Origin of the sequence: Streptomyces sp. NPDC007983 (assembly GCF_042958345.1) — a bacterium.
GTDB lineage: Bacteria > Actinomycetota > Actinomycetes > Streptomycetales > Streptomycetaceae > Streptomyces.
Map to the genome: position 1 here is coordinate 229,955 of NZ_JBIBJI010000005.1, position 24,761 is coordinate 254,715.

3 protein-coding genes (1 of these 3 cut by a window edge) are annotated in these 24,761 nt (G+C 74.6%); all 3 read right to left on the bottom strand.

Annotated features, from left to right (window positions below):
* Tightly spaced (each overlapping or abutting the next), the 3 genes in view from fabD to ACFZCY_RS18080 form a layout consistent with a single transcriptional unit that may run on beyond the window.
* Complete coding sequence (gene fabD, locus ACFZCY_RS18070; RefSeq protein ID WP_391174242.1) at window positions 1-3,426, bottom strand: ACP S-malonyltransferase; 3,426 nt, start codon at window positions 3,424-3,426, stop codon at window positions 1-3.
* The gene (locus ACFZCY_RS18075; RefSeq protein ID WP_391174245.1) at window positions 3,423-5,582 is read right to left on the bottom strand and encodes a beta-ketoacyl synthase N-terminal-like domain-containing protein; all 2,160 of its coding nucleotides are present in this window, start codon (window positions 5,580-5,582) and stop codon (window positions 3,423-3,425) included. The genes fabD and ACFZCY_RS18075 overlap by 4 nt, the downstream gene beginning before the upstream one ends.
* Window positions 5,579-24,761: the 3' portion of an amino acid adenylation domain-containing protein gene (locus ACFZCY_RS18080; RefSeq protein ID WP_391174248.1), read on the bottom strand. 2,657 nt of this gene lie beyond the right edge of the window; only the last 19,183 of its 21,840 coding nucleotides appear in the window; its start codon lies beyond the right edge, outside the window — the gene reads right to left on this strand; it ends in the stop codon at window positions 5,579-5,581. The genes ACFZCY_RS18075 and ACFZCY_RS18080 overlap by 4 nt, the downstream gene beginning before the upstream one ends.

Below are 24,761 nucleotides of genomic sequence, written 5' to 3' on the forward strand. Positions count from 1 at the left end.
CTATCCAGCGGCCAGGAATGATGCGCTCCGCTGCTGCAGCAGCCGGGCGGTCTCCGACAGGAGCCGGTCGGCCACCGCGTCCACGTTCCGCGCCTGCCACGGTTCCAGGCCGGTGCCCTTGACCCAGTGGTTGAAGGCACCCATGGCCGGCCCGCAGTACACCAGGTAGTCCACCCGCCGCCCGGGGGTGCCGGTGCGGGCCAGCTCGAATCCGCGGTCGAGGTAGGACCGGAAGGCGAGGGCGAGCCTGCGCTTGGCGCCCACCTCCTGGCCGTCGGCCGCTGCGGGAGCGTCCTGGGCCAGGGCGTCGCGCCAGGCATCCTCGAAGGGGCGCCGCAGGTAGGTTTCCTCGATCTGCCGCCGTGTCCCGGCGTCGATGTCGGCGAACGAGTCGTGCAGGCGCCACAACTGGTACAGCCGGTCGGCGCGGGCCGGGAGGAATACACCACGCTTGACCACCCTGGCCCGCACGCCGAGTTCGAACATCTCGCTCCACGGCGCCGGCTCGGTGTCCTGTACGTCGAGGCGCTGGAGCATGTCCTTGACCTCGGTGCTCGTCGCCGCCTCCACGGTGCACTGGTTCACCGAGCCGGTGACCAGGAATTCGGCCCCCAGGACGATGGCGGCCGCCGCGGCCTCCGGCGTGCCGATGCCACCCGCCGCGCCCACGTGCACCCGCGGCCACGGTCCGGCCAGGGTGTCGCGCAGCCGCAGCACGGCCGGCAGCAGCGTGGCCAGGCCGGCCGCGTCGGTGTGCCATCCGGCGCCGGCCTCGACGCACAGGTCGTCCGCCATCGGTAGCCCGGCCGCGCGGGCGGCCTCCTGCTCGGTCACCTCGCCCCGCTCGGCGAGGCCTCGCACCACCTCGTCGGGGGCGGGCCGGAGGAACGCCTCGGCGGTGTCCGTACGGGAGACCTTGGCGATGATCCGGCCGCCCTTCAGGCGGTACTTGACCAGGGCCGGGGTGATCCTGAGGAAGCCGGACGCCTCGATGGTGCCGATGCCCAGCCGTAGCAGCAGATCGACCAGAGCCTGCTCCTGCTGGGGGTGTGCGTTGCGGTGCAGCAGGTTCGCCCCGAACGGCCCGTCGGGGCCCAGCTCGGCCTGGATGCCGCGCAACCCGGCCTCGACCTCCGCGAGCGGCAGCCCGCCGGTGCCGAAGAAGCCCATGCCGCCGGCCTTGCCGAGCCGCGCGATGAGCGCCTCGGACGATATGCCGCCGTACATCCCGCCCGCCAGGTAGGCCAGGCGCAGACCGTAGCGGGCGCGGAAACCGGCCGCCCCCAGGTCCTCGGCGGCCGGCGCGCGCCGGACCGTGGGCGCCGGGGCGGGAGTTGCGACGGGGGCCGGGACGGCAGGGACCACGGGCACAGCGGCGGTGGCCGCCGGTGCGTCCGGGGCGGGTACGACTGGTGCCGGCACCTCCGGGGCCCGGACCACCGCCGCGGCGGCCGGGGGCTCGGTACGGACCGGGGCCGCCACGACCGCGGCCGGCACGGCGGCGGGCCGGGGCACAGCCCGGGGCGCCACGTCGGGCTCGGTCAGCGGCAGGGGGGTCGAGCCCTCGCGGATCTTCCGGGTCATCTTGGTCAGTGCCCGGCCGGGGCCCAGCTCCTCGAACTCGAAGTCCCCCTGCGCCATGAGACGGCGGACGGTATCCACCCACCGCACCTGCCCCACGATCTGACCGGCCAGCGTCTCCCGCACCCGGTCCGGGCGGTACGGGCGGGCGTCCACGTTCGCGATCACCGGGATCCGCGGCGGCCGCAACTCCGCGCCGTCCAGCAGCTCCCGGAATTCCTCGGCCGCGTCGCGCATGTAGCGGGAGTGGAACGGGGCGCTCACGTTGAGCACCACCACCTGGGCGCCCCGGCCCTCGAACACCGCACGGGCGCGGTCGATGTCCGGCGTGGGACCGGCCAGCACGATCTGCTCCGGGGCGTTGTGGTTGGCGATGTCCAGGGCGGTCAGCCCGGAGTCCGACAGCGCCGACTTCACAGCTTCGAGGCCCAGGCCCAACACGGCGGCCATGCCCCCGCCGGTGGCCCGGCCCATCAGCTCGCCGCGCCGCTGGACCAGGCGCAGCCCGGTGGCGAAGTCGAAGACGTCCGCGGCGAAGAGCGCCACGTACTCGCCGAGGCTGTGCCCGACGAGCCAGTCCGCCGGGCGCGGATCCTGGCGGCTGCGCCGCTGGTACGTCAGCGCCTCGACCACGTACAGCGCGGGCTGGGTGTACTCGGTGCGGCGCAGGCGGCCTTCGGGGTTGTTCAGGCACAGGTCGCGGATGGAGTAGCCGAGGATCTCGTCCGCCTGGGCGACCAGCTCGGGGAACTCGTCGAACAAGTCCGCACCCATGCCCTTGGCCTGGGAGCCCTGGCCCGGGAAGCCGAACACCTTCATTGTGTCTGCGCCTTTCGCGTGGGGTGTCGCAGGAGCGGGTGCGGGCCGGCTGCCGCCGGTGCCCGCGCAGTCCCATGCCCGGGCCAGTTGCCGGGTGTCCCGGGCGAAGGGAGTGAGCAGCGCCAGCGACTGCGACCGCGAGTCCGGCACGGCGGTGAGGTTGGCGCGTACGAAGTTGTGCAGCGTGCCCGACGGCCCGGCGTCGAGGTAAAGGTGCGGGCCCTGCGACTCCAGCGCCCTGACCGTCGCGGCGAACTCGATCGGATGCCGGGCGACCCGCCACAGGTGTTCCGCGGTGACCGCGCGCACCGGACCGGCGGTGGCGCTGGAGATCAGCGGGATCCGGGGCGGTCGCAGCTCCACGTCCGCCCACAGGGCGTCGAACGCCGCTCGTGACGGGTCCATCAGCCCGGAGTGGAAGCCGTGCGACACCGGCACCCGCTGGTACGCCACCTCACGGGCGGAGAGCAGCGCCTCGGCCCGGTCCAGGGCGTCCAGCGTCCCGGACACCACGAAGTGGGCGTCATAGTTGCGGGCCGCCAGGTCCAGGTCCCGGTGCAGGTCCGGTTCGCGGTGGTACAGGGCCGGTTCGGCGAGCACGGCGAGCATGCCACCGGGGGCGCAGTCGCCCGCCGAGCGGGCCATCCCGACGAGCCGGCGCAGGCAAGCGCCCGGCTCCATGACACCGGCCAGCACCGACGCCGTGTACTCGCCGAGGCTGGCGCCCAGCAGCAGATCGGGCGTCACACCGTGGGACATGAGGGTCTCGGCCAGCGCCAGCTCCACCATCACGATCGCCGGATGGGTGACGACGGTGTCGGTGAACGGCGCCGCAGCCGGGCGGTCCGGATCGTACAGCCGGGCGATGACGGAGCCGCCGACGTCCGGCGCGACGAGGTCGTCCAAGCGGCGCAGGGCATCCCGGAAGACCGGCTCATGGTCGTACAGCTCGCGGCCCATCTGGTAGTACTGCGAGCCCTGCCCGGAGAACATGAAGACGGTTCGCCGCCCGGTCCGCGGGGTCATCGGTCATCCTTCCCGAACGGGTAGCCGGGCAGCGGTATCCGCCCGGCTCCGCCGCGCCGGTGTGCGGCGCGCCAGTCCACCGGCACCCCGTTCACCCACAGCTCCGCGACCTTGTCCAGCTTTCCGAGGTCCAGCCACTTGCCGACCACCTCGCCCAGTTCCGGGTCGCCCGCGAACAGGCCGGCCACGGTCCCGGCCCCGGACGCCGTGCCCCGGTGACAGCCCTCCGCGGCGCTCTCCCCGGCGGCCAGCGCCTTCAGCCCGGCGATCAGTCCGGCGAGGTCACGTACCACGAACGCGGCCCGCTCGGTCATCGCCGCCCGGCCGTGCTGCAGGGTCCGGGCCACGGCGGCGAGGTCCGGCCCCGCCGCCCGGCCGGCGGCGTCACGCCCCGGCTCCTCGGTGGCGAGCAGCCGCGCCAGATCGGTGAGCGAGCGGGCCCGGTGGGCGACGGCCGGGTCGTACGTCCCGCCGGATTCGGCCTCGAGCAGCTCGCCGAGGCGGGCGAGGTGGCTGGGCTCCACACCGATTCCGGAAAACGGTTCGTCCTCGCCGATCTGGCCGGACTCCACCTCCAGCACTCCGGCCAGCAGCTCGCGCAACCGGGCCGGTGCCACCGGCTCCCGGTGCTCCGGGGCCGCCACCGGTGTCCGGGCCGCGGCGTCCTCCAGGAAGGCCGCGAGCCGGTCCGCGTACGCGCGCAGCCGCTCGGGGCTCTTCGCCGACAGCGGTACGAGGTGGTGCTCCGGTCCGCCCGCCGGGGACCGGGCGGGACGCTGCCCCTGATCCGCCGGCAGATGCTCCTCGACCACCACATGGACGTTGGTACCGCTGTGGCCGACGGAGTTGACCGCCGCCATCCGGGGGACGCCGGGCACGGCGGGCCATGGCCGGGGCACGTCGTCCAGTACGAACGCCGAACCGTCGAGTTCGATGAGCGGGCTGGGCTTGTTCAGCGTGGGAAGGCCGGCATGGAGGCCGTGCCGCATGGACAGCAGGATCTTGATCAGCCCTGCCGGGCCGGCGGCGGCCCGGGAGTGGCCGATGTGTGACGTGGCGCTGCCCAGAGCGCAGTAGCCGCTCTTGTCGCTGAACCGGCGGTAGGCCCGGGCCAGGGCGTTCGCCTCGGCCGGGTCGCCCAGGGGGGTGGCGGCGCCGTGCGCTTCCACGGCGCCGATCCGCTCCGGGTCGATTCCGTACCGCTGGTAGACCTCGCTGATGAGCTGCTCCTGTGCGGCGCCGTCGGGCGCGGCGCCGCTGGTGCCCGCCCCGCCCTGGTTGACACCGGTGGCCCGGATCACGCCATGGATGTGGTCGCCGTCCGCGATCGCGTCGGCGAGCCGCTTCAGCACCACCACGGCGACAGCTTCGGAGAAGACCGTGCCGTCCGCCGACGCGTCGAAGGTGCGGCACTCGCCGGAGGGCGAGAGCATCCCGCTCTCCGCCGCGGTGTCCAGCGCTTCTGGTTCCAGCCCGGCGTGCACACCGCCGGCCAGGGCCAGCGACGACTCACCACTGAGCAGGCTCTGACAGGCCAGGTGAAGGGCGACCAGCCCGGACGAGCAGGTGGTGTTCACCACCAGGGCCGGCCCGCGCAGGTCCAGGACGGCCGAAAGCCCGGCGGCCGCCTGGGCGTCGGTTGCGCGACCGGGTGACTCGTGCGGGTGGCCGGTGGGCTCGGCGCCGATGAACATGCCCGTACGGCTGCCGCGCAGCGTTCCCGGGTCATGACCCGCGTCCTCCAGAGCGTGCCACGCTTCCTGGAGCAGCAGCCGCTGGTGCGGGTCCATCGAGTCGGCCTCGTGCGGGCTGATGCCGAAGAACGGCGCGTCGAAGCCGTCCCGGTCCGGCAGGGCGCCGCCCCAGCGGTAGCCGGGCCCCTCGGCGCGGAGGTAGTGGGCCGGGAGTTCACCCACGGTGACACGGCCGGCCTCCAGGTTGCGCCAGAACTCCCGTACGTCCGAGGCGCCGGGAAACCGGCCGGCCATGCCGATGACGGCGATGTCCATCGGTGCCGACCGGGACGGCCACTGCCGCGGGGCAACCGAAGCGGCGGGCGGCGGCGCCGAAGCCTCCAGCAGGTTCCGGGCGCGCTCCCGGTCGAGGTTCCCGTTGGCGTAGAGGTGCAGTACGGACCGGAAGTCGGTGTTCGTCATCGGTGAGCTCCGTCGGTCGAGCCGGCATCCAGCAGGTCCAGGACGTCCTGGGCGGACAGTTCACCGGCCCGGAAGCGAGCCTCCAGGTCGGCCACCTGGCCGGGCGGCAGCGGCCCAGGGGGCGCGGGTGCGGCCGTCGGCGGTGTCGCGTGCGGTGCGGGTGCGGGTGCGGGTGCGGCCGGGGACGCGGTCACGGGCGTCGTGGCGTGGGCCGCCGCGGGCAGTGCGCCGGGGTGCCAGTGGCGCTCGCGTGCGAACGGGTAGGTGGGAAGCGGCACTCGGCGCGGCCGGGCGGCCGTCCACAGCCGCTGCCAGTCGAGTGCGCCGCCGGCCGACCAGTGGTCGGCCAGCTCCCGCAGCCGCCGCTGCGCGAGCCACCGCTCGACGGTCTCCGGCGCGGCGGGCGTGGCACCGAAGTCCCACGGGCCCGTGGCCGTGCCCGGTGTCCGCGCCCCGGTGAGGTAGGTGTCGAGATGGCGGCGCAGTTCGGCGGTGTCCGCCACGACGAAGGCCACCCGGCTTGCCATGGCGACCCGTCCGGTCTGCAGGGTGTGGGCCAGTTCCGGCAGCGACACGGGCGCCGTGCCACCGCCGCCCTCGCCGCCTTCGCCGTCTTCGGCGCCCAGGAAGGCGAGCAGCCGCCCCGCCAGGGCCCGCAGCCGGTCGTCGTCGCGCGCCGAGAGCGGGACGATCTGCGGCCCGTGGTCCCGGTGTTCCGGGCGTTCGGCGGCCGGTACGTACTCCTCCAGCACGATGTGGGCGTTGGATCCGGTGGCGCCGAAGGAGCTGAGACCGGCCCGCCGTGGCCCGCCCGCCGCCGGCTCGGGCCACGGCTCCGCGCGGTGCTGCAGGCGGAAGGGTGTGTTCTCCAGGTCGAGCAACGGATTGGCGGTCGTGGAGTGCAGGGAGGGCACCAGGGTGCGGTGGTGGAGCTGCAGCGCCGCCTTGGTCAGCCCGGCCAGCCCGCCCGCCGACTCGGCGTGGCCGATGTTGGACTTCACCGACCCCAGGGCGCAGAAACCGTTGTCGGCGGTGTGCCGGCGGAACGCTCGTAGCAGGCCCTGGACTTCGATGGGATCGCCGAGCTTGGTGCCCGTTCCGTGCGCCTCGACGCAGCCGATGGTGCGCGCGTCGACGCCGGCCCGGTCCAGGGCCTCGGAGATGACCGCCGCCTGGGCGGTCGGGCTGGGGACGATGGTTCCGCTGGTGGCGCCGACGTGGTTTACGGCAGTGGACCGGATGACGGCGTAGATGTGGTCGCCGTCCTGCTCGGCCCGGTCCAGCGGTTTGAGCACCACGGCGCCGACGCCCTCGGCCGAGACCCACCCGTCGCCCCCCGCGCCGAACGACCGGCAGCGCCCGTCGGAGGAGTGCATGTCGACCGCGCCGTAGGTCTGGTACTTCGCCGGGTGCAGCGACAGGTTCACCCCGCCGGCGATGGCCACCTCGCTCTCCCCGCGGGCCAGGCTCTCCACCGCGAGGTGCACGGTGGTCAGCGACGAGGAGCAGAGCGAGTCCACGGACATGCTGGGACCGTTGAAGTCGCAGAAGAACGAGACCCTGTTGGCGATCATTCCCTGGTTGAGGCTCACCGGGAGCGGCTTGCCGCCCACCGGCGCCGCCTGCGCGGCGATCAGGGAGTAGTCCTTGTGCATGGCGCCGGCGAAGACGCCGACCCGGCGGCGCTGTTCGGGCCCGCGCGGCGCGGCCAGCGCGGCCGGGGTGTAACCCGCGTTCTCGATCGCCTCCCAGCAGGTCTCCAGGAACAGCCGTTCCTGCGGGTCGGTGATCTCCGCCTCGGGCCGGGAGATACGGAAGAACTCGGAGTCGAAGCAGTCGGCGTCGGCGACGAAGCCGCCCCATCGGGACATCGGCACGCCGGTCCCGCCGGCCGTCTGCCACGGCCAGCGGTCGGCGGGGACCTCCGTCACCGCGTCACGGCCCTGGAGGAGGTTCTGCCAGTAGGCGTCGAGGCCGTCGGCTCCCGGATACCGGCCGGCCATGCCGATGACGGCGACCGGGACCGGCGGGGTCCCCGGGGCGGCGGTCCCCGCGGGAGCGGCCGCGGCGGCGGCGGCCGGGGCCGTGGCCGGGGGGCCGGTGAGCGTGCGGCGGGCCAGGGCGGGCCGCTCCAGCTCCGGGCGGCCGGTGGCCGGGCCGGTCCAGCCCTCCAGCACCGCGTGGGCGTTGGTGCCGCCGTCGGCGAAGCAGCTCACCGCCGCCACGAGCGGTGCGTCGGGCCACGGGTCCAGGCCGCGGGCGAAGGTGAACGGCGTGGCCGAGAGGTCGAAGTGCTCCGGCGGCTCCTGCCCGGACAGGAAGGGCACCAGCCGCCGGTTGCGCAGCATCAGGACGACCTTGATGAATCCGGCGATGCCCTCCGCGCACTGCGGGTGTCCGATGTTCGGCTTCACCGACCCGACGCTGCACGGGGCCGTGGAGGAGCCGCGGTAGACGGTCCGGATCGCCTTGAGTTCGGTCAGGTCGTGCACCGCCGAGCCGGCCGCGTTGGCCTCGATATGGGTCACCTCGTCCGCGCGCCTGCCGCTGCGTTCCAGTGCCTTGGCCATCACCGCCTGCTGCGCGGCCAGGCTGGGCGAGGCAGGGCCTGCGGTGCGGCCGTCGTTGTTGACCGCGATGCCCTTGAGCACCGCCTGGACCCGGTCGCCGTCGGCGAGTGCGCGGGCCAGCGGCTTGAGAACGACCACCCCGGCGCCCTCGGAGAGGACGATGCCCTGGGCCCGCCGGTCGAAGGCGTGGAACGCGGGATCCGGGCTGAGCAGCCCGCGCTGATCGAACAGCCGGTGGCCCGCGTCGTCGGCGAGCAGGGTCGCTCCGCCGACGACGGCCGCGTCCGCGTCACCGTCGCGCAGCGCCTGGGCGGCGGCCCGCATGGCGACCAGTGCCGAGGAGCACGCGGTGTCCACCACCACGCTGGGCCCACGCAGGTCGAAGAAGCGGGAGACGTTGGCCGCGAGGTAGTTCTGTCCGACGGCCACGATCGGGTTCCGGGTCCGGCTCAGCGTCGCGTCGTCGGGGAGGTGACGGCTGCGGGCGCCGATGTAGACGCCGACGTCCCGGCCCTTGAGGTCGGCCGGCCGGTAGCCGGCGTCGCCGAGGGCGAACAGCGTCTCCTCCAGGAGAACCAGCGCCTGCGGGTCCATGGCCGCGGCGTCCTCGTCGGAGAGCAGGAAGAAGCCCGGGTCGAAGCCGTCCCGGTCGATCAGCCCGGCGATCAGGCCGTCGCCACCGTCCCAGCGGTGCGCGGGGACGGGGGCGATGGCGGAGCGCCCCTCGCTGAGCAGTCGCCAGTACGCGGCCAGGTCCGGCGCTCCGGGGAAGCGGCAGGACATGCCGATCACGGCCATGTCGTCGGGTCCGGCGGCGCCTTGGGGCGCGTACGCGGGAACGTCCGCGGGCTCGGTGACGGACGTGGCCCCCCGGACGGGCACGGGCTCCGGCGCGGGTACGGGCTCCGGCGCGGGTACGGGCTCCGGCGCGGGTACGGGCTCCGGCGCGGGTACGGGCACGGGCTCCGGCACGGGCTCCTCGGCGGGACCGGTGCCGAAGGCCGCGGTGAACTCCGCCGGATACGTCTGTGCGAGCCAGCCCACGAAGGACTCCACCGTGGGGTGCTCGATGAACGCGGAGGGGTCCAGTTCGGCGCCCAGCCGCTTCCCGACGCTGCGCAGCAGCTGAACCATCATGATCGAGTCGGTCCCGTAGTCCTCGATCGGCGTGTCGGCCGCGAGCCTGTCCGGGTCGAAGTGCAGGTGCTCGGCGAGGAGGCCGAGCAGCCACGAGACAGCGGTCTCGGCGAGCTCCCCCGAGGGTCGTGGGCCGACCGGCTCGGCGGCCGGGGTGGGCTCCGCGGCCGGGGCCGGGGCGGCGGCCGGGACGTCGATACGGCGCCGCATCAGCAGTTCGGGACGCCAGACGGCGGAGTCCCGGACCACCGCGGGCAGGACCGCGGGTCCCGCGTCGTGCGTCACCAAGTGGTCGAGCAGGGCAGTCCCCTCGGACTCGGACAGACTGCCCAGGCCGGTGCGCAGGTAGCCGGGGCCGGGTTCCGCGTCGCCCATGCCGACACCGCTCCAGGACGGCCACTGCACGCTCAGCAGCGGCAGGCCGTGCGGCCTGGCCGCGGCCAGGTAGTCCGCGTAGGCGTTCGCCATGGCGTAGTCGCTCTGGCCCACGGCCGCGCTCGGCACCACGGCGGCGACCGAGGAGCAGACCACGAAGAACCTCAGCGAGCGGCCCGCGAAAGAGTCCACCAGTGCGTCCAGACCGGCGACCTTGGGGTCCATCACGCCCCGGACACCGGCGGCCGGCTTGCCCACGAAGGCGAGGTTGTCGCGGTCGGCGAACCCGGCGCTGTGAATGACACCGCCGACCGGGCCCAGGTCACGCTCGGCCTCGCTCACGGCGCGGGCCAGGTCGCCCGAGGCGGAACCGTCCAGCGGCAGCGACAGCACACGCACCTGGGCACCGGCCCGCTCCAGGTCGATCAGGGCGCCGAGCCTGCGGCCGAGCGGACCATCGTCGACGTGGGCCTCCCAGTCGGCCCGGTCCGGCAGTCGGGTCCGGCCGGTGAGCACCAGTCGGCGCACCCCCCAGTGCCGTACCGCGTGCCGGGCGAAGGCGAGGCCCAGGCCGCCGGTGCCGCCGGTGATCCACAGCACCGCGTCCTCGGGGAACGGCAGTACGCCGTCACCGCGCCCGGCTCCCACCGGGGTCTCCCGCAGCACCGCCCGGTAGCGCCGGCCGGCGCGGTGGCACACCTCGGCGTCCTCGCCGGTGTCCGCGAGTTCGGCGGCGATCTGCCGTATCACCGTCGGATCGTCGTCCGCGGGGTCCACGTCCACATGCCGCGACCGCACCTTCGCGTACTCGCTCTGCAGCATCCGGTACAGGCCGGCCCGCGCGGCGCCGGCGAGGTTGACCGGCTGCCGGCCGGTGTCCGCACCGCCGGCGGGCGGGGTCTCAAGGCCCCGGGTGACGCCGAGCAACAGCACCGGCTCCGCCGCCGAGGCCCGGGACACCAACTGCTGCACCCAGGGCAGCCAGTCGGCGGGGTCGTCGTGGATGCGGCGGGTGTCCTGCCCGGCGGGTGCGCACCCGGTCAGGTCGACGCACGCCTGGAACCGGCCCGGAGCGGGCATCCCGGCCAGGTCGGCCGGTTCCAGGACCTCCACCCGCGGCAGTTCACGGGCGAGCCGGTCCGCCAGCGCCCGGGTCCGCGCGGTGGCGAGGACGGCGACCGAGCGCGGCAGCGGACCGCCGGTGCCCGGTCCGGCCGGCTCCCAGCCCTTGGCGAGCAGCCGGGTGCCGTCCGGGGCCGGTACCGGCCCGGCCGGTACCGGCCCGGTGCGCTCCGCGGCCGGGACAGCGGGAGAGCCGGTCGCCGCGGCGATGTCGCCCAGGGTGCCGGGGTGGTGCTCGTCCAGGTAGGCGGCCAGATCGCGGATGGTCGTGTACTCGAAGAGGAGCGTGGGCGGCAGGTCCCGGCCGACGGCCTGCTCCAGCATGGTGACCAGATCCAGGACGCTGACCGAGTCGATGCCCAGCTCGTAGTAGCCGATGGCGGGGTTCAGCGTCTCCGGGGCGAGGCCCAGCCGGTCCGCCATGAGTCGGCGCAGCCGTTCCTGGGTGGGCGTCAGCGGCGCACCGTCCGGCCCCGCCGGGGGCCGGGGAGCCGGTGACGTCCGCGGAGCCGGGGCGGACAGTCCGGGCAGGGTGCCGGAGCGGATCAGCTTGCTGGACAGGCCGCGCAGCTCGGCGAGGATGCGCCCGTCGCCGTCCAGGAACTCGATCGTCAGCCTGGCGAGTTCGTCCCGAAGGCTGAGCGACGACCGGCGGACGCGGGCCGTGCACGGCCCGGTCAGCGGCGCCACCGCCCGGAACGACTCCACGTACATGGGCAGGAAGAACGCACCGTCCCGGCCGCCGCCGGACAGCAGCGAACCGGCCGCCACCGCTGCGCCGAGCAGCAGCGCCGGGTGGAACAGGTGGCCACCGGTACCGGCGCCGGACGGCGGTGTGAGTTCGGCGGTCAGTTCCTCGGCGTCCTCCCACACCCGGCCGCCGGCCCTGACGGCGCCGGAGTAGACCTGCCCGACGCGGCCGTCCCGGTCGTAGACGGCGCCCAGGTCCTCGGGCACGGCGGACGGTGCGGGGGCGGCGGGCCGCCGCGGGCCGGCGAACCGGACCGGGCCCGCCGACACCATCTCGGCCGTGGCGAAGGGCGTCGCGTCCGGCTGGGAGCGGTCCACGATCCGCACCGCCCAGCGGCCGGGGGCCAGGGGCCGGCCGTCCAGCGCGATCCGGGCGGGTTCCTCGGGCGTCACCACCAGCGGGCGCAGCACCGTCAGATCCCGCAGCTCCAGCTCGTCATGTGGCTGTCCCTGCCGGCGGAACACCTGGTGAATGAGGTCGATGTAGGCCAGGGCGGGAAGCAGCAGGTGCCCCGCGACCTGATGGCCGGCGATGACCGGGGTATCGGCGGAGAGAGTGATCTCCTCGTACATGGTGGTTCCTTGGGTTACGGCGGTTGCCCCGTCCGAGGGCCGCCGAGGCTGCCGCGACTCGGCGGGGGCGGCGGGGGCGGCGGACGGGCCGGGGTCCGGGGCGTGGTGCGGGGCGTGGTGCGGGAGAGCACTCCCGGGCGCCGCGAACCAGCACCTGTCGCGCGCGAACGGGTAGCCCGGCAGCTCCACCCGGGCCGGCGGCGGCCCGTCGTACAGCATCCGCCAGTCGACGGGGGCTCCGGCGGTCCAGGCGGCGGCCAGCGCCTCCGGGTCTGTCTCCGGGCCCGTCTCCGAGTCTGCCTCCGGGCCCGTCTCCGGGTCTGCCTCCGGGCCCGTCCCGGGCCGCGTACGGCGCGGTACGGTCCCCGTCCACACGCCCGGTGTGCTGTCCCGGCCGGCCAGGTACTCGCCGATCCGGGCCAGCAGTTCGGCGCGGTCACGGAAGACCACGGCCAGCCGGTGGGCCATCGGCTCCCGGCCGGACTGCAGGGTGTGGGCCAGCGCCGCGGGATCGGTGTCCGCGCCGTCGGTCCGCAGGAAGTCCGCCATGCGCCCGGCGTACGCGTCGAGCCGTGCGCGGTCCCGGGCCGAGAGTGCGAAGACGAACGGAGCGCGGGCTTTCGCCGTCGGAGGTGAGGGGGGCGGCACGTACTCCTCCAGCAGAACATGGGCGTTGGTGCCGCCCGCGCCGAACGCGCTGACCGCCGCGGTCCGCGGCAGCGGCCGGCCCGCCGCGTCGGTGCGTGGGGGCCATGCGGCGAGTTCCCGTTGCACCCGAAGCGGCGCCGCGTCGAAGTCGATGTTCGGGTTGAGCGGTTCGGCGTGCAGGGACGGGGCCAGCAGGCCGTGCCGGAACTGCAGCAGCACTTTGGTGACGGCCGCCATGCCTGCCGCCGACTCGGCGTGCCCGATGTTCGACTTCACCGACCCGATCGGAATCTTCCGTCCGTTCAGGTCGTGGCCGCGGAAGGCGCGCAGCAGCCCGCTGACCTCCACCGGGTCGCCGAGCGCGGTGCCGGTGCCGTGGGCCTCGATGTAATCCAGATCGCCCGGTGTCCAGGCCGCGCGGGCCAGCGCGTCGGCGATCAGGGTGCCCTGGGCCTTCGCGTTCGGCACGCTGAAGCCCTTGCCCGCGCCGCCGTGGTTGACCGCGGACCCCTTGATCACGGCGAGGATGCGGTCGCCGTCCGCCTCCGCGGCCGACCGGCGCTTCAGCAGCACCGCACCCGAGCCCTCGGCGGGCACATAGCCGTCCCCGTCCTCGCCGAAGCTGCGGCAGCGCCCGTCGGTGGACAGGAACCCGCCCCGGCTGAGCTGCAGATACTTCAGCGGATGACTGGAGACGTTCACCCCGCCGGCCACGGCCGTCTCGCAGTCCCCGCTCCGGATGGCCTGGCAGGCCAGGTGGATGGCGGTGAGCGAGGACGAGCACATGGTGTCCAGGCCCACGCTCGGCCCGCCGAAGTCGAAGAAGTACGACACCCGGTTGGCGACGGAGGCGTACGAGGAGGAGGTCGCGATGCCTTCACCGCGCAGCGCCTCCTCGACGCCGTAGAGCTGGTAGTGGCCGTACATCATGCCGACGAAGACTCCGGTACGGCTGCCCGCCATGGCCTCGCGGGTGAGGCCCGCGTCCTCCAGCAGGTGCCAGACCGTCTCCAGGAAGATCCGCTCCTGCGGGTCGATGTGGTCGGCCTCCACCTGCGACATCCGGAAGAACATCGGGTCGAACCGGTCCACGTCCCGCAGGAAGCCGCCCCACTTGGAGTACGACCTGCCCTGGGCCTCCTTGTCCGGGTCGAAGTAACGCGCGTGGTCCCAGCGGTCCTCCGGGATCTCCTCGACGCAGTCCCGGCCCTCCCGCAGGTTGTGCCAGAACTCCCGCAGATCGTCGGCGCGCGGGTAGCGGCCGCTCACGCCGGTGATGACGATGTCGTCGTCCGGGCCGCCCGGTGACGTGGCCGGTGCTTCCGGCACGGCGGCGGTGACGGCGGAGCGGGCGGCGGCGGGTACGGCGCTGCCGGGCACAGCGGCAGGAGCGGCCCCGTTCACCGGAGCGGGCACGGTGGCCACCTCCGCGGACGTCCCGGCCGCGGGAGCCCGCGGCACATCCTCGGCCGGCGGGTCCGGCTCCGCGACGCCCAGCACCCCGGGCAGCCGCCCGGCGTGTTCGGCCAGGAAGTAGCCGGCCAGTTCGGCCACCGTGAAGTACTCGAAGAACAGCGTCTTCGACAGCGTCCCGAAGTGCTGCTCCAGCGCCCGGGTCATGCTCATCACCAGCAACGAGTCGACGCCGTAGCGCTCGAACTGCTCGTCCGGCCGGATGTCCTCGGCCGGCATCTTCAGCTCCGCGGCGAGGAGTTCCCGCAGGAACCGCTCGGTCCTGCCCCGCAGATCGGGCAGGCCGTTCACGGGCCGGGCCGGCGCGCCCGGCTCACCGCGCGGTGCGGTGTGACCTGCCGTCAGGGCCCGCTCGATCACGGTGCCGTCGCCGGTGGCGAGCAGCAGCCGGGGCGCCCGGCCGGCCAGCGCCCGCTCCAGTCCGTCCAGCGCGACGTCCGCGGGAAGCGGGCTGAAGCCGAGCTCGCGCCGCATGGCCTGCTGGGCGGCGGCGTCCATGGCGATCCCGCCGTCCCGCCACAGCGGCCAGTTCACGGCGAGGCTCCGCCCGGTTCGGGTCCCGGCCTCGCGCCGCTCCTCGCGGCGCAGCACGAAGTGGTCCAGGAAGCCGTTGGCGAAGGCGTAGTCGGACTGCCCGACGCTGCCCAGGGCCGCCGCCGTCGAGGAGAAGGCCACGAAGTACTCCAGCGGCTCGTCACGGGTCTCCTCGTCGAGCCACAGCGCGCCCCGCACCTTGGGAGCGAGCACCGCCTCGGCGTCCGCGCGGGTCTTCCTCAGGACGAACCCGTCGCGCAGCACCCCGGCCGCGTGAGTGACGCCCGCGATCCGCCCGAACCGCTCGCGTGCGGTGCGGACCAGCGCCGCCACGTCCTCCCGCCGGGTCACATCGGCGCGTACGTGCGTGATCCGGGCACCGCCGTCCGCCAGCCGGGCGATCCGGGCCCGGGCCGCGGGCGACGGCTCCGACCGCGAGGCGAGCACGACGCTTGCGCCGCGCGCCGCGAGCCGCTCGGCGAGGTGCAGTCCGATGCCGCCGGTGCCTCCGGTCACCAGGTGCGCGCCGGGAGCCGCGAACGGCGAGGGCGCCGCGGCCTGCGGCAGGGCGGCCGTCCGCCAGGCGCCGATCAGCCGCCGCCGCCCGTTCGTCCGGACCTCTGCCACCGGCTCGGCGGTGGTCAGCTCGGCCCGCACCAGGGCGGGCAGGTCGGTCTCCTGGGCATAGGCGACGGCGGTCACCAGCAGGCCCGGATACTCGGCGTGCACCGAGCGGGCCAGGCCGCTCATCGCCGCGTGCGCGGGCCCGGCCGCCGTGCCGTCGGTGTGGAGGTAGAGGTAGCGGGCCTCACCGGCGCGCCCGGCTATCCAGGCGCGGCAGAAGCCGAGCGCGGTGTGGAAACCGCTGTCGAGCGCCTGCCGGATGTCCCCGTCCCGGGCGGGCAGGTGGACGATGCCGACCGGTCCGTCGCCACGCCCCGTCAGGTCGTCGGCCAGATCGGTCACGAGCCGTTCGAGGTCGGGTTCCGCGGTCAGGTCCACGTGTACGGTCCGGGCGCCCATGCCCTCGGCCGCCCCGGCGCCGAGCGCCTGACCGGTGCCGTCTCCGGTGCCGTCGAGCAGCACCAGGGTCTTCGGCGGCCGTGTGCCCTCCGCCCCGGCCGTGCTCTCCCGCCAGTACGGTTCGAAGCACAGCAGCGGTTCGGTGACGCCGCCGGGCGGGTTCGCCGCCCCGGGCAGGGCGCGGAGCGTGAACCGCTCGATGCGGGCCAGCTCGGTGCCGTCCTCGTCGGCCAGCAGGATGTCGAAGACCTTCAGACCGGCTGTGGAGCCGTCGTCCGTGCGCCGGGCGTAGGCGTGGCAGGCGTCGGGGAGACGGTCGGCGGTCAGCTCCACCGCGCCCACCGAGTACGGCAGGTGGGCGGGCCGGTCGGGATCGTCCGGGCCGGCGAGGATGCTGCCGGCCGTCTGCAGCGCGGCGTCCATCAGCACGGGGTGGAAGCGGTGGTCACCGGCTCCGTCGCGCAGGTGTGACGGCAGCACGAGCCGGGCCAGCGCCTCCCCTGTGCCCGTGGCCAGCCGCTCCACGGCCTGGAAGGACGGCCCGTAGCGGAAACCGGTCTCCTCGACACGGCGGTAGTAGTCCTCGCCCGTCGACTGCCGTGGGCAGCGTTCCCCGATGGCGGCCAGATCCAGCTGTCCGGCCGGGGCGGTCCGGCCGGCCGGCCGGGCGACCAGCACGCCGCTCGCATGGGGCCGGACGCCACCGCCGTCGGCGGTCCGGATGTCGAAGCCGGTGCGTTCCGGCCGCTCCGGATCCCGGTCGAGCCGGATCCGCAGACTGACGGCGGCCGGCGGCGCGGCCGCCCCGTCGGAGCCGGGCCGGGCGCCGCCGACCTGGACCGGGGCGGCCCAGGACACCTCCTCGACCCGGTTCACCGGCAGGCCGTCGCTCCGTGACAGCTCGTCCGCCGCACGCGCCATCTCCAGCAGGACCACGCCGGGCAGGATGGGCGTCCCGTCGGCCACATGGTCCCGCAGATAGAACTCCTCACCGGTGAGCCGCTTGACGAACTCCCCCTCCCCCGCCACGGAGCCGTCGGCGTCCAGGAGCGGGTGCGGCCCGGCCTGCTGCGCCGGGGGCGCCCCGGCCCGCGGGCGTCCGGCGCCGTCGGCGACCCAGTGGCGGGTGCGCTCGAACGGGTAGGTGGGCACGCGCACCCGGCGCGGCGGCCGGGCGGCCTCCTGGTACAGCGCCCGCCAGTCGATCTCCTCGCCGGCGACCCACAGGTCCGCCAGCGTGTCGAGGTCGTGATCGGCCAGCAAGGCCGCCACGTACCGCTGCCAGGCGGCGCCGCGCGGCCGGGCGCCCCGCGGGGCGGCCCCGGCCCGGCCATGGACGGCACCGGTCGTGCGGTCCGGGGCCGGGCCGCCGGCGATGAACGCCTCCAGCAGGCCGAGCGCCTGCTCGCGGTCCTCGGCGACGACCGCCAGCCGCTCCGGCATCGGCTCGCGGGCCGTCTGGAGCGTGTAGGCGATGTCCGCGATGTCTGCCATGTTCGCCGGGTCCGCCGCGGCCGTCTCGCCGTCCTGCCGCCGCAGCAGGGCGGCGAGACGCTCCGCGTAGGCGGTCAGGGCCGACCGGGTGTGCGCCGACAGCACCAGCAACGCCGGCCGTCCAGGCCGGTGTCCGGTCTCGGTGTCCGTGGGTGCGACGGCCGTGGCGGGCGCCTCCTCGAGCACCAGGTGGGCTCCGGCTCCGCCGAACCCGAAGGAGCTGAGGCCGGCCCGCCGGGGCAGCGGCCGTCCCCGGTCATCGCGGTGGTGCCGCCAGGGGACGGTCTCGGTGGCGATCCGGAAGGGGCCGCCGTCCAGGTCGAGATAGCGGTTCTGCTGGACGACGTGCAGGCTGGCCGGGATGGTCCGGTACCGCATGGCCAGGACCACCTTGAACAGACCGGCCATACCCGCCGCCGCCTCCAGGTGGCCGATGTTGCTCTTCACCGAGCCGAGAGAGCAGGCCGGGCTGTCCGGCAGCTCCCGGTCGGCCTCCTCGTACAGCCGGGCGAACGCGGTCCGCAGCCCGGTCACCTCGATCGGGTCGCCCAGCGCCGTGCCGGTGCCGTGCGCCTCGACATAGCCGACGGCGGCCGGGTCGGTGCCCGCCAGCCGGTGGGCCCGCGCGATGACGTCCGCCTGCGCTTCGGGACTGGGGGCGGTCAGCGAGTTGGTCCGGCCGCCGTGGTTCACGGCGGAGCCCCGGACCACGGCGTGCACCGGGTCGCCGTCGCGCGCGGCCGCCGCGAGGTCCTTCAGTACCGCCACGCCGACGCCCTCACCGCGTACGTATCCGTTGGCGCGGCTGTCGAACGCCTTGCAGCGGCCGTCCTCGCTGAGCATCTCGCTCTTGCTGAGGGCGATGTACAGCGACGGATCCAGGATGAGGCTCACCCCGCCGGCGATCGCCAGGTCGCAGCTGCCGTCGCGGAGCGCGGACACCGCCTGGTGGATCGCGGTCAGCGAGCTGGAGCAGGCGGTGTCCACGGCCACACTGGGGCCGCGCAGGTCGAGCAGGTAGGACACCCGGTTGGGGATGACGGACAGCGCGGCGCCGGTGATGGTGTGGGGGTCGGTGCCGCGCCCGGAGGCGCGCTGCACCTCCAGGTAGTCCGAGTTGGTGACGCCGAGGAAGACCCCCACTCGGCGGCCGGCCAGTTCGGACGGCCGCAGACCGGCGTCCTCCAGCGCCGTCCAGACCGCTTCCAGCACCAGGCGCTGCTGCGGGTCCATCAGCTCCGCCTCGCGCGGGGAGATGCCGAAGAACGCGGCGTCGAATCGGTCCACGTCCGGTACGAACCCTCCCCAGCGCGAACGGGAGTGCTCGCCCTCGCGCGGATCACCGGCCAGGTCCCGCCAGTCCCACCGGTCGGCCGGGATCTCCTCGATCAGGTCGTGCCCGCCGGCCAGATGCCGCCAGAAGGTGTCCAGGTCCGGCGACTGCGGGAGCCGGCCGGCCATGCCGATGACGGCCACCCCGCTGTCGCCGGCCGGGTGACCGGCGGTGCCGGACGTGGCCTCGGGCCGCGTGACCCCGGCGGAGGCGGCCTGGACGCTCACCGCCGCGGGGGGCAGGGCGGGCGTGGTCCGGGCGGAGTGCCCCCCGTAGCGGGCCCGCAGCGCCGGGTGGGAGTGCAGCAGGTGCCGCGCCATGGCGGAGAGGGTGGGGTGCTGGTAGAAGGCGGTCGGGTAGACCTCGATGCCGAAGACGTTGTCGATCCGGGTGCTCAGCGCGGTGAAGCCGACCGAGTTCAGGCCGAGTTCGCCGAGCGGCCGGTGCCGGGGGACCCGGTCCGCCGCCACCTGGGCGACCTCGGCCACCAAGCCTGCCAGCTCGTCCGCCACCCGGGCGGCGGTGTCGTCCTCGGTCGTGGCGTCCGCCGCCGGCCGGCGCGGCCGGGGCACTTCCGGGTCCTGCCGCGCGTCCCCGAAGACCGCCCGCAGCTCGTCGAGCGGCGCGGAACCGAGCCGCTTGCGGTCGGTCTTCTCGTTCAGCGTCCGGGGGAACTCCTTCAGCGGCACCAGGACGTCGGGAACCATGTACTCCGGCAGCCAGGTGCGCAGCGGCGCGGGGTCGACCGCTGCGGCGTCCGGCCCGGTCCGCTCCGTGTAGAAGCCGCGCAGCGTCAGGCCGGAGCCCCCGGCCGAGGCGGCGGGCACCACCACGGCCTCGGCCACCCCGGCCAGCCGGCGCATCGCGGCCTCGACCTCACCGGTTTCGACCCGGTAGCCGCGGACCTTCACCTGGGCGTCGGTGCGCCCCAGATACTCCAGGCTGCCGTCGGGCAGCGCCCGCACGAGGTCACCGGTGCGGTACAGACGCGGCGACGGCACGGTGTCGAACGGGTTGGGCACGAACCGCTCGGCGGTCAGCTCCGGGCGCCCCACGTAGCCGCTCGCCAGGCCCTCGCCCCCGATGTGCAGTTCTCCCGGAACGCCCGGCGGTACCAGCCGGCCGCGCTCGTCGAGTACGAGCAGTTGGGTGTTGGCGACGGCCCGGCCGAGGGTCACCCGCTCCCCGGTGCGCAGCCGGCTGACGGCCGACCAGATCGTCGTCTCGGTCGGCCCGTAGAGGTTCCACGCCGCGCCGGTGCGGGAGGCCAGGACGTCCGCGGTGTCCTGGTCGAGGGCCTCGCCCCCGCACAACGCGGTCAGGGTCTGATCGCCCTGCCAGCCCGCGGCCAGCAGCATCTTCCACGTGCTGGGGGTGGCCTGGACGACGGTGGCGCCGCACGCCTCCAGATGACGGCGCAGCTTCAGCCCGTCCTTGGCGACCTCGGCGGGGGCGATCTCGACCCGGCCTCCCGCCACCAGCGGCAGATACAGCTCGAGGGCGGCGATGTCGAAGCAGACGGTCGTCAGGGCCAGCAGCGTGTCGTCCGGGCCGAAGCCGGGCGCTTCCCGCATCGAGGACAGGAAGTTGACCAGAGCGCGGTGCTGGACGGCCACGCCCTTCGGACGGCCGGTGGATCCCGAGGTGTAGATGATGTACGCGGTGTCCTCCGGCCCCGCCTGCCGGACGGGCCCGGCGTTCCGGGGGGCGGCCCCGGCTGCCTCGGCGAACTGGTCCAGCCTCACCCTCGGGACGTCGATGCCGCCGAGTGCGGCCTCCGCCGCGGACGTGGTGACGATGAGGTGCAGCCCCGCGTCCTCGGCCATGTAGGTGAGCCGGTCGACGGGGAAGGCCGGGTCCAGCGGCACGTAGGCGCCGCCCGCCTCCAGCACGGCGAGAAGGGCTTCGGGCAGCAGTGACCGCTCCACGAGGACGCCGACGGCCCGGCCGGGCGCGACGCCGAGTCCCCGCAGGTGCCCGGCGACCCGGTGCACGCGCTCGATCAGTTCGCCGTAGCTCAGCGACTCGTCGCCGGAGGTGACGGCGATCGCTTCCGGACGCCGGGCGGCCTGTTCCCCGACCAGGTCGGTCAGGGTCGCCCCGCGCGGGTATTCCCGCCGGTCGCGCTGCCACTGCGCCTCCAGCCGCCGCCGCTCCTCGCCGGTGAGCAGCGGCAGCTCGCCGAGCGGCCGGGCCGGTTCCCGCAGGGCCGACCGCAGCAGCTCCAGGAAGTGGTCGCCGAGCCCGCGTACGGTGCCCTCGTCGAAGAGGTCGGGGTCGTACTTCAGGGTGAACGTGCAGCCGTCCGCGCCTTCGACGACCTCCAGGGTCAGATCGAACTCACCCTCCTGGTGAACCCCTTCGAACACCCCGCGCACCGGCTCCCGGCTGCCGGATTCCACCCAGTTCTGGAAGTAGAAGGCCACCCGGAAGAGTTCCGCGGTGTCGGTGCGGCCCGCCTGACGCATCGCCTCGGTCAGGGTGATCAGCGGGAAGTGAGCGTGCTCGAGCGCCTCCAGCACGGTGCGGTGCACCTGACCGGTCAGGGCACCGAAGTCCTGGTCCGGATCGAGGTCCGTCTGCAGGACGACCATGTTCATGAAGTAGCCGAGCGTGTCGTCGAACCGGGTGGAGGGCCGGCCGGCCGCCGGCGTGCCGATCCTGATGCCGGGCTGCTGGGTGTAGCGGTGCAGCAGGGCGATGTACGCGGACAGCACCACCGCGAACAGCGAGGTGCGCCGCTCGGCGGCGAACTCCCGTGCCGAACCCGCCAGTTCGGCGTCCATGTGGCCCTCGACGGCGGCGCCGCGGTGACCCGGCAGCTCAGGCCGCGGCCGGTCGTACGGCAGTGCCGGCGGCTCGATGCCGGCCCGCAGGCGCCGCAGCCAGTAGCCGCGCAGCCGCTCGCCCTCGGGTCCGGCGAGCATGTCCTGCTGCCAGGCCGTGAAGTCGGCGAAGGTCGCCGTGGGCGCCGGCCCGGTGGGCAGGCGCCCGGCACTGGCGTCCCGGTAGCCGGCGGTCAGCTCGCGCAGGAAAGCGGCGATGGACACCCCGTCGAAGATGATGTGGTGGAAGGCGAGGAGCAGCACCTGCCCGCCGTCGCCCCGGGTGAACAGCGTGACCCGCAGCAGCGGGCCGCGCTCCAGGTCGAAGGGGCGCCGGGCCTCCTCCCGGACCCGGTCGCGGACCGCCTCCTCGTCCGCGACGGCCAGGTGGCGCTGCTGGAAGTGCAGCTCCTGCCAGGCGGCCACGGTGCGTACCGGGCCGTCGTCGGTGGTGCGGATCGTGGAGCGCAAGCTGTCGTGCCGGTCCACGATGCTCTGCAGGGCCACGCGCAGCGCGCCGACGTTGACTTCCGGGTCGAGCCGGAAGGCGAGCGGCAGGTTGTAGGCGTACGTCCCCGGGGTCATGCGCTCGATGACCCACAGCGCGCGCTGGCCCTCCGACAGCGGATGGTCGGCCGACGGTTCGCCGGAGACGGTCACCGGGGTGCAGACGACGGGCGACCCGGCCGGGACGGGGGCGGCGGCGGACGCGAGGGGGGCGACGGGCGCGGCGGGCGCGGGATCGGAGACCGGGGCGGACGCGGGCGCGGGAATCCGGGCCTGCGGCCGGGATCCGAGGGTGCCGATGTCAGCGTAGTGCTGCGCCAGTTCGCGCAGCGTCGGGTGATCGTAGAAGTCGCCGAGCGGCACCGTCACGCCGAACTCGTCGGCGATCCCTGAGACGATCTTCATGCCGGTGAGCGAGTCGAATCCGTAGGACGCGAGCTGCCGGTCGGGGTCCGGTTCCTCGTCGAGTTTCAGGCACCGCGCCACGATGACCCCGAGCCGGTGCCGCAGATCCTCGGAGGGCGCCGGCCCCGCCGGGGCCTCCTCCGCGTGACCGGTTCGCGCCGGGGTGGCGTCGACGTCCCCGCCCTGCGGCACGGCGGGGGCGTGCGCGGTGCCGCCGTGCGTGGCGGGCCGCAGCCCGTCGCCCTCTCCGACGATCACGTGCTGACCGCGCGGGCGGCCGTCCGGGCCGGTGCCGCCGGTCACCGTCACATCGCCGAAGCCCGCTTCCCGCAGCAGCCGCCGCCAGGTCGCCGGGGCGGCCAGCGGGGAGTCCGGCAGGCGCAGGTCCCCGTCGTCGAAGAGCCACCATCCGTCCAGCAGCCCGCCCACGACCGTGGTGGCGTCCCGCACCTCGGTGAGCTCGTTGAGCACCAGCCAGCCGTTCGGCCGCAGCAGGTCCTTGGCCTTGCCCAGGGTGGCGCGCAGGTCGCGGGTGGCGTGCACGACGTTGGTGGCGAGCACCATGTCGTACGTGCCGGGGGCGAAGCCCTGCTCCTCCAGCCCGCGTTCCAGGTCCAGAACGCGGTAGTGGAGGAAGTCCGGGGCGCCGTACGCGGCGCGGAAGCGGGCCTCGGCGTGTTCCAGGAACATCGGGGAGATGTCGGTGAACCAGTAGGAGACCAGGTCGGTGTACGGCGCCAGCGCCGGCAGCACCGTCTCCGTGGTGGCCCCGGTGCCGGCTCCCAGCTCGACGATGCGCAGCCGCTCACCGGGAGCAAGCTGCCCGATGCGGTGCTCCAGGTAGGCGTCCACGGCGTCGCGGACCAGCTCGTTGAAGGAGTCGGTCAGCGGGTTGGCCTTGTAGAAGTCCTCCACCAGCGCCAGTGAGGAGTCGGGGAACATGATCTCGGTGGCGCGTGTCTCGCCGCGCAGGATCCGCGGGTAGGAGAGCAGGAACAGCCGGGTCAAGGTCACTGTCGAGGCCAGATCGGGATGGTCCGCGGCGATCCGGTCGAACTCCGGCTCCATCGCCTCCGGCTCGTACGGCCGCGACGGGGCGGCGCCGGGCAGCAGGCGCACCCGCCCGCCGTCGAACGCCACGTACCCGGCGTCTCGCAGGAGGTTCAGCAGCGCCTCGCACAGCCGCCGGTAGGCGGGCACGATGCCCAGCCGCTCGGCCAGCTCCTGCCGGTCGTGGCTGTCGCCCGGGCTCAGCAGAGCGCCCATCTGCTGGAACACGCCGAGCACCGCGGGGCGGCAGATCTCGGAGAGCCGCTGAAGGCCGGTGATCACGCTGCCGGCGCCCGGGGCGTCCCCGGTGCGCGGCCGCAGCAGTGCGCGGGAGGCCGCCCGCAGGGTCGGCGCGCCGTCGCCGGGAACCGGCTCGGCGGGCGGCGCGGAGGCGGCGCCCAGGGCGGCCAGGGCGACGCCGTCGGCGCTGATCGGCATGATCTGCGGCAGCCGGTTGCCCAGCACCCGGCTGACGGCGGACAGCCCGTCGGCGACGGAGAGTTCGCCGATGCCGAGGCTCTCGAAGATCTCCCGCAGGCCGGGCCGGGCACCGGAGCCGACCTGGCCCCAGTACCCCCAGTCGATGACCCGGACCGGGTAGCGGCGCCGGTGGCCGAGGTGCAGCGCGAAGGCGTCCTGGAGAGCGGCCGCGCAGCTGTACGTGCCGTTGCCCGCGGTCCCCGCGAGGGCGCCCACGGAGGAGAAGAACACCAGGAAGTCGAGCGGTTCGGCGCCGAAGACCTGGTCGATCGCCACACTGCCGTCGGCCTTCACCGCGAGTGCGGCGCCGAACGCCTCCTCGTCGAGCGCGGCCAGTGGACCGGGGTCGAAGGTCATGGCCGCGTGGACGACCCCGTGGATCGCGCCGAAGCGTGTCTTCACTTCCGCGGCGGCCCGCCGCAGGTCCGCGACGTCGCGGCAGTCCGCGCGCAGGTGCAGCACCTCGCCGCCGAAGCCGCGGGCCCGGTCGGCGCAGGCGCGCTGCTCGTCGCCGAGCGGGCCGCGGCTGATCCACACCACCCTGGCCCGGTAGCGCTCGGCCAGATGGAGGGTCAGCTCCCGTCCGATGCCGCCGGTGCCACCGACGATCACGTACACGCCGTGTTCCCGGTACGGCGGCTGCTGCGGCTCGGGGAGGGCGACCGGCTGGAGCGCGGGCGCGTAGCGCACGGTGTGCCGCAACAGCACCGTACGGCCGGTGGAGTCGCAGGGCTCGGCCAGTACGGCGGCCAGCAGGCCGTCCCAGGCGGCCTCGTCCTCGGCCACCTCCTGCCGGGAGAAGTCGAGGCATACCGCCTTGATCTCCGGGCGCTCCTTGGGCAGGACCCGGGCCAGCCCGTGCAGCCCGGCGGCGAAAGGA

What these genes read in the sequence shown, in the direction of transcription:
- fabD (WP_391174242.1), bottom strand. Translation starts at nt 3,426, where the DNA reads ATGACCCCGCGGACCGGGCGGCGAACCGTCTTCATGTTCTCCGGGCAG.
- ACFZCY_RS18075 (WP_391174245.1), bottom strand. Translation starts at nt 5,582, where the DNA reads ATGACGAACACCGACTTCCGGTCCGTACTGCACCTCTACGCCAACGGG.